Source organism: Mucilaginibacter sp. cycad4 (genome assembly GCF_034263275.1).
GTDB lineage: Bacteria > Bacteroidota > Bacteroidia > Sphingobacteriales > Sphingobacteriaceae > Mucilaginibacter.
The window spans coordinates 4,507,248-4,520,545 of record NZ_CP139559.1 but is presented as its reverse complement, the minus strand read 5'-3'; the positions used below and the strand labels follow the sequence as shown (position 1 = coordinate 4,520,545).

At 45.0% G+C, this 13,298-nt stretch carries 9 protein-coding genes; all 9 read left to right on the top strand.

The features are described from left to right. Window positions 1-10: 10 nt before the first annotated feature. Window positions 11-553, top strand: coding sequence for a YbhB/YbcL family Raf kinase inhibitor-like protein (locus SNE26_RS18085; RefSeq protein ID WP_321555322.1), 543 nt, complete (start codon window positions 11-13; stop codon window positions 551-553). 1,030 nt (window positions 554-1,583) lie between these two features. Continuing rightward, window positions 1,584-3,290, top strand: a complete 1,707-nt coding sequence (locus tag SNE26_RS18080) for a ribulokinase (RefSeq protein ID WP_321555321.1) — start codon at window positions 1,584-1,586, stop codon at window positions 3,288-3,290. A gap of 7 nt (window positions 3,291-3,297) precedes the next feature. Next, window positions 3,298-3,996, top strand: coding sequence for an L-ribulose-5-phosphate 4-epimerase (locus tag SNE26_RS18075; protein WP_090528897.1), 699 nt, complete (start codon window positions 3,298-3,300; stop codon window positions 3,994-3,996). Window positions 3,997-3,998: 2 nt separating this feature from the next. Further along, window positions 3,999-5,510 (top strand): glycoside hydrolase family 27 protein, encoded by a 1,512-nt coding sequence (locus SNE26_RS18070; RefSeq protein WP_321555320.1) that lies wholly within the window; start codon window positions 3,999-4,001, stop codon window positions 5,508-5,510. Between the two features lie 58 nt (window positions 5,511-5,568). Beyond that, on the top strand, window positions 5,569-7,059 hold the full coding sequence (gene araA / locus SNE26_RS18065) for an L-arabinose isomerase (RefSeq protein ID WP_321555319.1): 1,491 nt from the start codon (window positions 5,569-5,571) through the stop codon (window positions 7,057-7,059). A 503-nt stretch (window positions 7,060-7,562) separates the two neighbouring features. Continuing rightward, complete coding sequence (locus SNE26_RS18060) at window positions 7,563-9,263, top strand: sodium/solute symporter (RefSeq protein WP_321555318.1); 1,701 nt, start codon at window positions 7,563-7,565, stop codon at window positions 9,261-9,263. Window positions 9,264-9,280: 17 nt separating this feature from the next. Next, on the top strand, window positions 9,281-9,940 hold the full coding sequence (gene fsa, locus SNE26_RS18055; RefSeq protein WP_321555317.1) for a fructose-6-phosphate aldolase: 660 nt from the start codon (window positions 9,281-9,283) through the stop codon (window positions 9,938-9,940). 210 nt (window positions 9,941-10,150) lie between these two features. Further along, complete coding sequence (locus SNE26_RS18050; protein WP_321555316.1) at window positions 10,151-11,323, top strand: aldose epimerase family protein; 1,173 nt, start codon at window positions 10,151-10,153, stop codon at window positions 11,321-11,323. 6 nt (window positions 11,324-11,329) lie between these two features. After that, on the top strand, window positions 11,330-13,294 hold the full coding sequence (locus SNE26_RS18045; RefSeq protein WP_321555315.1) for an alpha-L-arabinofuranosidase C-terminal domain-containing protein: 1,965 nt from the start codon (window positions 11,330-11,332) through the stop codon (window positions 13,292-13,294). Window positions 13,295-13,298 lie beyond the last annotated feature (4 nt).

Below are 13,298 nucleotides of genomic sequence, written 5' to 3'. Positions count from 1 at the left end.
ACTGTTTATTATGAAAATAATTTTTTCCTTAGTTATCAGCCTTTTTGTTGTAAAGGCTGCATGTTCCCAAACGTTTACTTTGAAAAGTGCAGACCTTGGCGGACAATTTAGCAATGAATTTATTGCCGGTAATTTTGGCTGTAATGGGAACAATAAATCACCGCAGCTAAGCTGGGTAAATGCGCCCGAGGGCACCCAAAGCTTTGCCATAACCATGTATGATGCAGACGCGCCGACCGGAAGCGGATTTTGGCATTGGGTTATTGTCGATATCCCGGCAAATATTCACGAGCTAAAGCAAGGTGCAGGTGATGTAAAAAGTGGTTTGGCCCCGGAAGGTTGCCTGCAAAGTATTAATGATGTAGGTACCCCCGGTTACCAGGGCCCGTGCCCCGGTGTTGGTGAGGGCGATCACCGGTATCTTATTACAGTATATGCTTTGAAAACAACCAAACTGGGCACAACACCAGCTTCAACCGCAGCATTAACGGGTTATTTGTTGGGTAAGCAATTGTTGGCTAAGGCTTCGCTAATGGTTTATATGAAAAGATAGGCAGCCTGTTTTTAAAATCCCCTCTTGAGGGTAATAGCCCATCAAAAGGCATAATCGTGAAAGTCATTGCGTATATCGACTCACCCCGACATCGCTGCGCTCGTCACCCCTCTCTACGCAAGCGTAAAGAGGGGATTTTAATTTGTTTTTTTCTTACCCTCTTTATCCGAAGGATAGAGAGGGTGGTCCAGCGTAGCGTAGACAGGGTGAGTCAACTGTACGGCTTGTCATTTCCCGTTACTGTCTTTTTATGGGCCATTACTCTCTTGAGAGAGTGGGTGCGGCGGAATGAGTTGCTGCAGTGGTGTGTTTATGCGATTAGAATATCGAAAAACAAACACCCCCCTCTGTCCCCTTTCATGAGCTATCGTGTGTACACATCTCTAAACTTTTATCACAACTAAAAAACGTTGTCGAACGAACCCGGGGAGAGTTCGCGCTCCAGTGTGATGAGAAATCTTCTGCGCCTGCTTTTATAAGTATATGGTTGTAGAGCCTGATGTAGAAGATTTCTCTTTCGCTCCACCTCTTAACCCGCTTCTGCTCGATCGTATGACATTTTCTTTTATTTAAAAGATGGATAGCCCGAGTGTGAAAAGCATGAACCTGTAAAAGTCCGGAGGAGTATCATGTTTATAGATTCTCCGCAAATTTACTTCCTCCGGCTCCATAGAGCCACGTGTTTATAGGAAAAATGCATCCCCAATATTAGGCTCCGTAGATGTCTCCTTAGCCTTAAATTTTATAAGATAAGTGATATTATTGTCGGAAATTAAACGTTTTACCATTCCAAAACATCTAATCCGCTGTGCAAAGCTTGTTTTATATTGTTAAAACAACACTAATTATTATTTGTCTGAATAACCATTCCTGCAATCTTTTCAACAGACACTTGAACTATGTAATGACTTTTTTACAGGGTTAATGATCTTGTTAAGCCAATAATGCATTTTATCTGAATAAAATTTTAAATAAAATTTTTCTTTGTCAAAAATTAAGTGTTATTTCGACAATAATTATAAATCTTTATATGAGCAATAACCAATTAGTGATCGGGGTTGATTACGGGTCTGACTCCGTTCGCTCCGTGATAGTGAACGCGGCCAACGGAGAAGAAATAGCATCATCAGTATTTAATTACCCCCGCTGGCGCGATGGCAAGTATTGCGTACCTGCCGAAAACCAATTTCGTCAGCATCCGCAGGATTACATTGACGGGCTTAAAACCACCATTAAAGATTGTATAGCGCAGGCCGGCGGCGAGGCCATCGTAAAAAATATAAAAGGTATTTCTATTGATACCACGGGTTCAACCCCTGTAGCGGTTGATGCCACCGGAACACCGCTTGCCTTAACCCCGGGTTTTGAAAGCAACCCCAACGCCATGTTTGTATTGTGGAAAGATCATACTTCGGTTAAAGAAGCAGCGCAAATCAATGAGCATGCTACAAAATTTGATACCAATTATTTGAAATATGTTGGCGGTATCTACTCATCCGAGTGGTTTTGGGCTAAGTTATTGCATGTACTAAGGGTTGATAAAAGTGTACGCGATGCCGCTGCCTCATGGGTGGAGCATTGCGACTGGATCCCCTTCCTGTTAACCGGCGGTAATGATGTTAAGGCTATCAAACGCGGTCGCTGCTCTGCCGGGCACAAAGCCCTTTGGGCCGAAGAATTTAATGGCTTGCCCCCCGAAGAATTTTTTGTTTCCCTTGATCCAATACTGGCTGGTTTCAGGGATAAATTATATGAAGATACATACACGGCCGACGAAGCAGCCGGAAACCTCAGCAAAGGTTGGGCGGAGATATTGGGACTCTCAACCGATGTGATTGTAGGTACCGGCGCCTTTGATGCACACATGGGCGCCGTTGGCGGCCAGATTGAGCCTTATCACCTGAGCAAGGTAATGGGCACATCAACCTGCGATATCCTGGTTGCCCCAACATCAGAGATGGAAGGCAAACTGGTACGCGGCATCTGCGGACAGGTTAACGGCTCGGTTATTCCGGGTATGGCGGGCTTAGAGGCTGGTCAATCAGCCTTTGGCGATACCTATGCCTGGTTCAAGAACATCCTGGCATGGCCATTAAATAACCTGCTTTCACAATCACAGGTAATTGACGCGGCTACCGCCGAAGCGTTGAAAGAAGAAATTTCAGAAATGATCATTCCTGAACTAAGCAGGCAAGCTGCATTGTTGCCAATTGAGGAAAGCAATGAGCTGGCTATCGACTGGTTTAACGGCAGACGCACACCGGATGCTAACCAGGAATTGAAGGGCGCTATAACCGGTTTAGGTTTAGGCAGCGATGCACCACGGGTATTCCGTGCGCTGGCCGAGGCTACCTGCTTTGGTGCCAAGAGCATTGTTGATCGCTTTATCAGCGAGGGTATCCCGGTTAAAGGGATCATCGGTATCGGTGGCGTAGCTAAAAAATCACCTTTCGTGATGCAAATGATGGCCGACGTTTTGGGAATGCCTATCCGGATTCACCAGTTTAAACATACCTGTGCTTTGGGCGCTGCGATGTTTGCTGCGGTGGTTGCCGGTATCTACCCAACTATCGAAGAAGCGATGACAGCCATGGGCCGCGGCTTTGACGTGGTTTATGAGCCAAACATCGCACTGAAAGAAGTTTATCAGCAACGCTATAACCAATACAGCATATTGGGCAAGTTTGTAGCTGCCGAAGTTGCTTTGAAAAATAATCCTGAACTGCAAAACGCTTAATAAAGACATGAGTAAATATGATCATATAAGGCTTAGTGCCTATAATGCCAATATGCAGTTGCCCAAACTGGGCTTGGTGCTGTTCACTTTTGGTAACGTAAGCGCTGCCGACAGGGAATTAGGTGTATTTGCGATAAAACCAAGCGGTGTTCCTTACGAGGATTTGTCGCCGGAAAAAATGGTGATCGTTGATTTTGATGGTAACACTGTTGAAGGTGACCTTCGCCCATCAAGCGATACCAAAACGCATGCTGTACTTTATAAACACTGGGAAGGCATCAACGGTATTGTGCATACGCACTCCACCTATGGAACAGCCTGGGCGCAGTCGCAGCGGGATATCCCCATCTTCGGTACCACCCATGCCGATCATTTAACGGTTGATATTCCATGTGCCCCTCCCATGAATGATGAAATGATAAAAGGAAATTACGAGTACCAAACCGGTTTCCAGATCATGGAATGTTTTGAAGAAAAAGGGCTGGATTATAAAGAGGTTGAAATGGTATTGGTGGGTAACCACGCACCATTTACCTGGGGTAAAACCGCCGAGAAGGCAGTTTATAACAGCGCCGTACTGGAAGCCGTTGCCCAGATGGCCTACCTTACCGAGCAAATTGATAAAAGCGCCCCCCGATTAAAAGATGCGCTGATAAAAAAGCATTACGAACGCAAACACGGACCTGATTCATACTACGGACAATAAGCATGAAAAAGATAGAAACGTTTTTAGCTCCCCTCTTGAGAGGGGGCGCGGAGGAAAGGAGCGATAGCAGGGGTGTGTTATGTGAGCGGAATAGCAATAGCGACAAACACACCCCTACACCCCTCTCAAGAGGGGAATCGCACGGTCCCCGCTTTTTTAAATATTCCGTTTTTTTCCTGCTGATCTGTTTGTTCTTAACCACCCGGTTATCGGCACAGGTAGCAGCTACACCGCCAATGGGTTGGAACAGCTATAACTGTTTTGGTTCGGCAGTACATGAAGATGAAGTAAAAGCCAATGCCGATTACATGGCAGAGCATCTTAAGCAGCATGGCTGGGAGTATGTGGTAGTCGACTTTTTATGGTCGTACGATAACCCTCCGGGCAGTAACATTGGCAACCCATTCCAGTTACGTTTACAGGATGGCTCATACGTGCCATGGTTAACTATGGATAAATGGGGAAGGTTAACTCCGCAGCCAACCAAATTCCCATCTGCCTTTGGCGGCAACGGTTTTAAACCGCTGGGCGATTATATCCACAGCAAAGGTTTGAAATTTGGCATCCACGTAATGCGCGGCATCCCAAGGCAGGCCGTTTGGTCAAAATCACCGGTAAAAGGTACCAACGGCATCACTGCCGATATGGTGGCCGATACCAACTCAAAATGCCCATGGATGAACCATATGTATGGTTTGGATATGAAAAAGCCTGGCGCGCAGGAATACCTGAACTCGCTGCTGGAGCTTTATGCCTCATGGGGAGTTGATTTTATTAAGGTAGATGACCTTTCGCGCCCATATAGCAATGCCGAAGTTGAAGGTTATCAGAAGGCAATTCAGCAATGTGGCAGGCCGGTTGTGCTGAGTTTATCACCCGGTGAAACCCCGGTTGCACAGGCTGCACATGCTACCAAATATGCCAACATGTGGCGCATGGCCGATGATTTTTGGGATAACTGGAAAGAGATCCTGCATATGTTTGAGTATGCCAAAAGCTGGGAAGGCGTAAGCGGCCCCGGTCACTGGCCCGATTGTGATATGATCCAGATCGGTAAGTTGAGCAAACGTGGTCCGGTAGGGCAGGAGCGCTTTAGCCGCTTTACCGAGGATGAAGAAATTACACACATGACCTTTTGGAGCATCTTCCGTTCACCGCTGATGATAGGCGGTAACCTGCCCGAAAACCGGGATTTTGAACTGAAGCTTTTTACCAATGATGAAGTAATTGCCGTAAATCAAAAAGGATCGAACCCCAAGCAGTTATATAAAAAAGATGGCGCCATGATCTGGTATTCGCAGATCCCCGGTAGCAAGGATATTTATGCAGCCTTTTTCAATATTGGCGATGACGATAAATCCGTATCCCTGAATTTCAAAGACCTGGGCCTGAAAGGCAAAGTAACTGTACGCGATCTGTGGAAAAAGCAGGATGTTGGCCAGTATAGCTCAGGCTATCAGCAAAAAATAAGCAAACATGGTGCAGCGCTATTTAAGCTATCACCAAAAAACTAAGACTATCAATAAATCAAAATTCAATAATTCACTAACTCAATAATTCACTAATTGATATATGATCGATCTGAAAACATTTGAAGTATGGTTCATAACCGGGAGCCAGAATTTATACGGAGAAGAAACACTGAAAAAAGTTGCCGAGCACTCGCAGGAAATTGCTAAAGGTATTGATGGCGCTGCCAATATCCCTGTGCGCGTGGTGTACAAACCAGTTGTTAAATCAACCGAAGAAATCTATAACACCTTACAGCAAGCGAATGTTGCTGAAAACTGTATTGGTGTTATTGCCTGGATGCATACTTTTTCACCTGCCAAAATGTGGATCCGCGGCTTAAGTATTCTTAAAAAGCCGATGCTGCACCTGCACACTCAATATAACCGCGATATCCCATGGAGTTCGATTGATATGGATTTCATGAACCTGAACCAAAGCGCGCATGGCGACAGGGAGTTTGGTTTCATGGTATCGCGGATGCGCATGAACCGCAAGGTAGTTGTTGGTCACTGGCAGGATAGTGAAGTGTTGAAAGATATTGAAAGCTGGACCCGCGCCGCTGCCGGCTGGTACGACTGGCAAGGTGCAAAATTTGCCCGTTTTGGCGATAACATGCGCTTTGTTGCCGTAACTGATGGCGACAAAGTTGAAGCTGAACTTAAATTCGGTTTCTCGGTAAATACTTATGGTATAGGCGACCTGGTTGCTGTGATCGAGAGCATCACTGATGCTGAGGTTAATACCCTGATTGATGAATACGAAGCAACCTATACTGTTGCCGATGACCTGAAAAAAGGCGGTGCGCGTCATGCATCTGTTTATGACGCTGCTAAAATTGAGCTTGGCTTGCGCAAGTTTTTACAGGATGGCGGCTTTAAAGGTTTCAGCGATACATTTGAAGACCTGCATGGCATGATCCAGTTACCGGGCATTGCCTCACAGCGTTTAATGGCAGATGGTTACGGTTTTGCCGGTGAAGGCGACTGGAAAACTGCTGCCTTAGTACGTGCATTTAAAGTAATGGGTGCCGGCCTGCCAGGTGGTAATGCTTTCATGGAAGATTATACCTACCACTTCGACCCAAACAATGCATTGGTATTAGGCTCGCACATGCTTGAGGTGGACAGCAGCTTAGCTAACGGCAAAGCTTCGTTAGAAGTTCACGCGCTGGGCATTGGCGGCAAGGCCGATCCTGCACGTTTGGTATTTAACGTAGCCGGTGGTGCTGCGCTTAATGCATCTATAGTGGACATGGGTAACCGTTTCCGTTTAATCGTTAACGAAGTTGAAGCCATTGAGCCTGTAGAAGACCTGCCAAAACTACCTGTTGCAAGGGTACTTTGGAAACCACTGCCGGATATGAAAACTGGTTGCGCAGCCTGGATCTATGCAGGTGGTGCGCACCATACCGCCTACAGCCAAAACCTATCAGCCGAGCTGATCAATGATTTTGCTGATATGGCTGGTATCGAGTTTTTACGTATTGGTAAGGATACTAAACTTGATCAGTTCAGGAACGAGATCAGGTGGAATGATGCGGCTTATAAGTAGCCCCAGCCCCCTCTAAATCTCCCCCTGAAGGGGAGACTTGAAAAAAATAAAATATAAGATAGCCGCCGCTCGGCTGGAGCCGGGCGGCTACGTGAGATAATATAGAAACCGTCATTGCGAGGTACGAAGCAATCCCAGACTTTACAGATGGGCTTTGCATATTGGGGATTGCTTCGTACCTCGCAATGACGTGATGATGAAATTTGCGCTGTTTGCGTTAGGGAAGCGGATACCGTCCGTTAACCAACGGATAAGGCCTTGTGCAGTATGAGCGGATAGCCCGGCCGCAGGCAACGCCATTGTGAATTTGAGATTTCAGATGTGCGATTTCGGAATTTTCTGAACTCGAATTAAACGAATTAAAGAATTTATAGAATTTGCTTAGCATTCTGTTAATTCCTTAATTCTATAATTTCAGGTTCAGCGATCATCAAATGAAATAAAAAAACGAGAAGAATATAAACTAAACCACAAGCAAACTAAACTAAATTTTAAACCAAATAATGAACAAATTTTCCACTATCGATTACGTGATCTTCGTAATCTATTTTATTGTAGTTACGAGCTACGGGTACTGGGTATACAGCCGTAAAAAGATCAAAGGCGTATCTGATAGTCACGACTTTTTCCTGGCCGAGGGTTCACTTACCTGGTGGGCTATTGGTGCATCGCTGATTGCCTCAAACATATCTGCCGAGCAATTTATAGGCACCAGCGGACAGGGTTTCCAGGTTGGTTTGGCCGTTGCGGCTTACGAATGGGTTGCTGCCATTGCGCTCATTATTGTAGCAGTGTGGTTTATACCGGTATACCTTAAAAACAAGATTTTTACCATGCCGCAGTTTTTACATACGCGGTATAACGAAACAGTGAGTTTTATCATGGCCATTTTCTGGCTGTTGTTGTATGTGCTGGTTAACCTAACCTCTATACTTTACCTGGGTGCTTTGGCCATTAACAATTTAATGGGCGGCGGATACCTGCATGAGATCATTATTGCGCTTTCTATTTTTGCCTTGTTCATAACCCTTGGTGGTATGAAGGTAATTGGTTTTACCGATGTTATACAGGTGTTAGTATTGGTTGTTGGCGGTTTGGCTACCACTTATATAGCGCTTACTTTGGTGAGCGAGCATTTTGGTTTGGGTAAAGACGCCATGGCCGGCTTAAACAAAATGATGAGCGACGCACCGGAGCACTTCAAAATGATGATGGCTAAACCAAAACCAGGTGCTCCGCAGGCTGAGATCAATAAATACCTGGCCCTGCCTGGTATTGCCATGTATTTTGCCGGTCAGTGGATTGTGAACTTGAACTACTGGGGCTGTAACCAATACATTACCCAAAGGGCCTTGGGCGCTAACCTGAAAACTGCCCGTACAGGGATCCTTTTCGCAGGTTTAATGAAACTGGCCATGCCTATTATTGTGGTATTGCCGGGTATTGCTGCTTACGTATTGTACAAAAACGGCGGCTTGCAACAGGAAATGGCATCGGGTGGTCACTTCAATTCAGATAATGCTTACTCGGCTATATTGGGCTTTTTGCCAACCGGTTTAAAAGGTCTTTCGGTTGCGGCTTTAACGGCTGCTATTGTAGCTTCGCTTGCGGGTAAGGCTAATAGTATCAGTACCATTTTTACGCTTGATATCTACAAAAAACATATCAGTAAAGAAGCCAGTGAAAAGAACATGGTGCTTATAGGCAGGCTTACTATTTTGGCTGCTTTGGTGTTCTCGATCATACTTACCTGGAAAGATCTGTTGGGCATAGGCGGCGAAGGCGGCTTTACCTTTATCCAAAAATATACCGGCTTTATCAGCCCGGGGATCTTTGCCATTTTTATTTTAGGTTTCTTTTGGAAACGTACAACAGGTGCCGCGGCTATTGCCGGTATTTTAACCGGATTTGGCATGTCGGTACTGTTCAATAACTATGCGCCAAAATTGTTTGGTCACGAAACGTTGCTGTATACAGCTTTCCCTAATGGTAAGGGCGGTTATGAAATTCCGTTCCTGATTTGTATGGGGCTGTCATTCATGTTCACCATTATTGTGATGGTAGCTATCAGCCTTGCCGGACCGAAAGTTAATCCGAAAGCATTTGAAATTCCGCGCAGTATGTTCAAGGTTGAGAAATCAACCATGGCATTAATTGTAGTTACGCTTATCCTGCTCACCATGCTTTATGCTAAATTCTGGTAAGCACAATAATTTATAAAATGAAGTTTTTTATTGACACAGCCAACCTGGCACAAATTAAAGAAGCCCATGACCTGGGCGTATTAGACGGTGTTACCACCAACCCATCACTGATGGCTAAAGAAGGTATTACCGGTCACGAAAATATCATTAACCACTACAAGGCCATTTGTGAAATTACCGATGGCGATGTAAGTGCCGAAGTAATATCAACCACTTTTGACGAGATGGTTGCCGAAGGCGAGGCGCTTGCTGCTCTTCACGAGCGCATTGTAGTAAAGCTGCCTATGATAAAAGATGGCGTAAAAGCTTTAAAGTACTTTAAGCAAAAAGGTATTAAAACCAACTGCACGCTGGTGTTTTCGGCAGGGCAGGCCCTGCTGGCGGCTAAAGCGGGAGCCACTTATGTATCGCCGTTTATTGGCCGTTTGGATGATATCTCAACTGATGGCTTGCAATTGATAGAGGATATCAGGCTAATTTACGATAACTACGGTTATGAAACACAGATCCTGGCGGCTTCGGTGCGCCATGCCATGCACATTGTTAATTGTGCTAAGCTTGGAGCCGATGTAATAACCGGTCCGCTGAGTGCCATTACTGCATTACTAAAACATCCCCTTACAGATAACGGACTTGCGCAGTTCCTGGCCGACCATGCCAAGGCTGCGGGTAATTAGTTGAAATATTTGATTTTTGAATAAGAAAGTCCCGCGCGAGGCGGGCTTTTTTTAATTAAATATTTTAAGTGTTTTTTTAACAATTATAAATTAATTTTTATACATTGGTCTCGCTGATCACTAACCATCAGTTAAACCAATTTATTTGTTCCGGAAATTATAATAGTTAAACGGCAAATGCTTTAAAAAGCAAGCTAACAACCTCAAATTATGAAGAATAACAAGAATTTATTAATGATGTTAAGCTGTTCGGCAGCGCTTTTTGCGGCTTGTAACGGTAATCCAAAAGCAACTGATTCAACCGTGAAAGATTCTACTTCGGTAACTACCCAGTCTATACCTGATTCGGCAAACTTTGAGGCCGATGTACAGGGGCAAAAAGTTAAACTCTTTACACTGAAAAATAATAGCGGCGCAACAGTGGCCGTTACCAATTATGGAGGCAGGCTGGTAAGCTTACTTGTACCCGATAAAGACGGCAAAGCCACCGATGTTATTTTAGGTTATGATTCGTTGAAAAGCTATCAAAAACCAAAGGAACCGTATTTCGGCGCCATTATCGGCCGTTATGGCAACCGTATTGCCAAAGGTAAATTTACCCTTGATGGCAAAGCTTATCAGTTAGATATTAATGATGGTGTAAACACCCTGCATGGGGGCTTCAACGGCTTTTACGGAAAAGTGTTTTCGGCTAAGCAACTGAGCGCTTCGCAGCTGGAATTTACCTATATCTCAAAAGATGGTGAAGGCGGCTATCCCGGTAATTTAACTGCGACCGTAGTTTATACTCTGGGCGATGATAACGCGCTTAAAATTGAATATAAAGCTACTACCGATAAAACTACCATAGTTAATTTAACTAACCACGCATATTTTAACCTGAATGGCGCGGGCAGCCCAACCATTACCGACAACGTATTGCAAATAAATGCCGATGCGTTTTTGCCGGTAGATACCACATTGATCCCCACAGGCAAGCTGCAGCCGGTTAAAGGTACCCCGTTTGATTTTACCACTTCAAAAACTATTGGTAAAGACATTGGCACTGCCGATGAGCAACTGAAAAACGGTAAAGGTTATGACCATAACTTTGTATTGAACAAGCACGATATTAGCACCCCAATTGCTACGGTTAAAAGTACAGTTACCGGGATCACTATGGAGGTATTCACCGAAGAGCCTGGTTTGCAATTTTACTCAGGTAACTTTTTAACCGGCGAAACCAAAGATGGTAAAGGCGGCAAAGCTTATCCTTACCGTTCGGCCTTTTGTTTGGAAACCCAGCATTTTCCGGATGCGCCAAACCAGCCGGCATTTGCTTCAACTGTGTTAAAGCCAGGCCAAACTTACCATACGGTAACCATTTACAAATTTTCCAAATAATAAGCTATGTTAAAAAGAGCTTTTTTAATGCTGTGTGCTGCAGGTACTTTTACTGCAGCACATGCGCAATATACCATAGCAACCGATAAGGTAAAGGCCCATATCCAGCCTACTATGTATGGGATATTTTTTGAGGATATTAACCTCGCGGCCGATGGCGGCGTTTATGCCGAGCTGGTAAAAAACCGTTCGTTTGAGTTCAATATGCCTTTGATGGCGTGGAAAGAGCAAAAGAAAGATGGCGGCGATGGCCGCACAGAGGTAATTAACCGAGCTGTTGAACGCCCGGAGAATGCCCATTTCATTAAGAGCTATATTACTACTGATGCCGGTTTTTACGGCTTCTCGAACGAGGGTTTTCGCGGTGGAATGGGGGTTAAGGAAGGCGAAGAATACAGCTTTTCGGTGATAGCTAAACAGGAAGGTGATGCTAATGTAAAGCTGAACATTGAGTTACATGGCGATAATGATGCTATTATAGGTAAAGCAGAACTTACCCCGACCGATAAGGAATGGAACCGTTACAGCGTAAAATTTAAATCAGACGCTACCACGCAAAAAGCACAGCTGTATGTTTGGATGAGCGGAAAGGGCGTTATTGACCTGGATATGATCTCCCTGTTCCCCGAGCATACCTGGAAAAACCGCCCGGGTGGCTTGCGTGCCGACCTGGTGCAAAAACTGGCTGATCTTAAACCTGGCTTTTTACGTTTCCCCGGCGGCTGTATTGTGGAAGGCCGTGACCTTAATAACCGCTATCAGTGGAAAAAAACTATAGGTGCGGTTGATAAACGCGAGAATATCATCAATCGCTGGAATACCGAATTTAAGCACCGCCCGGCACCTGACTATTATCAAACTTTTGGTTTGGGCTTTATGGAGTATTTCATGACTGCCGAAGATATCGGTGCTTCGCCGCTACCCATCCTGAATTGCGGTATGGCTTGTGAGTTTAACACATCAGAGCTGGTACCTTTGGATAAGCTTGATCCTTATGTACAGGATGCGCTCGACCTGATTGAATTTGCCAATGGCGATGCCAGCACCAAATGGGGCAAACTGCGTACCGATCTTGGTCACCCGGCACCGTTTAATTTGAAAATGATAGGTGTAGGTAATGAGCAATGGGGACCGCAATATGTTGACCGCTGGAAAATTTTTACCAAGGCGATCAAGAGCAAATATCCAAATGTGAAAATTGTATCTGCTTTAGGGCCGTCACCGGAAGGAAAGGAATTTGATCTGTTAAACAAAACATTCCGCAGTTTGGGTGCCGATATTTTGGATGAGCATTACTATGCACCGCCAAAATGGTTCAGGGATAATGCCCGCCGCTACGATAATTATGATCGTAAAGGGCCTAAGATTTTCGCCGGTGAGTATGCCGCGCAAAGTGTTGCTACAGTGAGCCCGCAAAACAAAAATAACTGGGAATGCGCGCTTTCTGAAGCTGCGTTCATGACCGGTCTGGAGCGTAATGCCGATGTGGTGAACATGGCCTCATACGCACCGCTTTTTGCCCACGTGGAAGGCTGGCAGTGGACGCCAAACCTCATCTGGTTTGATAACCTGAAAAGCTATGCCACGCCAAATTATTATGTGCAGCAATTGTTCTCGCTTAACAAAGGCACCGATGTGGTACCGCTTACCCTGAACAACGAAGCCGTGGCCGGGCAAAATGATAGCTATGCTACCGCCTGTTTGGATAAGAACACCAATGAACTGGTGATCAAATTTGTGAATACCAGCACATCGGCACAAAATGTAAGCTTTAAAATTACAGGCTCAAAGGGCTATCAAAAGCAAGCAACTATTACTGTACTAAAAGGCGACAACAAGGATTCAGAAAACTCTTTGGCAGCGCCAACAGCAGTTAGTCCGGCTCAAAGTACCGTTGATATTTCGGGCAATACATTGAAGCTGGCAGTTGAACCTTATTCGTTTACAGTAGTCAGGCTGAAAAACAAATAACATC

What these genes read in the sequence shown, in the direction of transcription:
- SNE26_RS18085 (WP_321555322.1), top strand. Translation starts at nt 11, where the DNA reads ATGAAAATAATTTTTTCCTTAGTTATCAGCCTTTTTGTTGTAAAGGCT.
- SNE26_RS18080 (WP_321555321.1), top strand. Translation starts at nt 1,584, where the DNA reads ATGAGCAATAACCAATTAGTGATCGGGGTTGATTACGGGTCTGACTCC.
- SNE26_RS18075 (WP_090528897.1), top strand. Translation starts at nt 3,298, where the DNA reads ATGAGTAAATATGATCATATAAGGCTTAGTGCCTATAATGCCAATATG.
- SNE26_RS18070 (WP_321555320.1), top strand. Translation starts at nt 3,999, where the DNA reads ATGAAAAAGATAGAAACGTTTTTAGCTCCCCTCTTGAGAGGGGGCGCG.
- araA (WP_321555319.1), top strand. Translation starts at nt 5,569, where the DNA reads ATGATCGATCTGAAAACATTTGAAGTATGGTTCATAACCGGGAGCCAG.
- SNE26_RS18060 (WP_321555318.1), top strand. Translation starts at nt 7,563, where the DNA reads ATGAACAAATTTTCCACTATCGATTACGTGATCTTCGTAATCTATTTT.
- fsa (WP_321555317.1), top strand. Translation starts at nt 9,281, where the DNA reads ATGAAGTTTTTTATTGACACAGCCAACCTGGCACAAATTAAAGAAGCC.
- SNE26_RS18050 (WP_321555316.1), top strand. Translation starts at nt 10,151, where the DNA reads ATGAAGAATAACAAGAATTTATTAATGATGTTAAGCTGTTCGGCAGCG.
- SNE26_RS18045 (WP_321555315.1), top strand. Translation starts at nt 11,330, where the DNA reads ATGTTAAAAAGAGCTTTTTTAATGCTGTGTGCTGCAGGTACTTTTACT.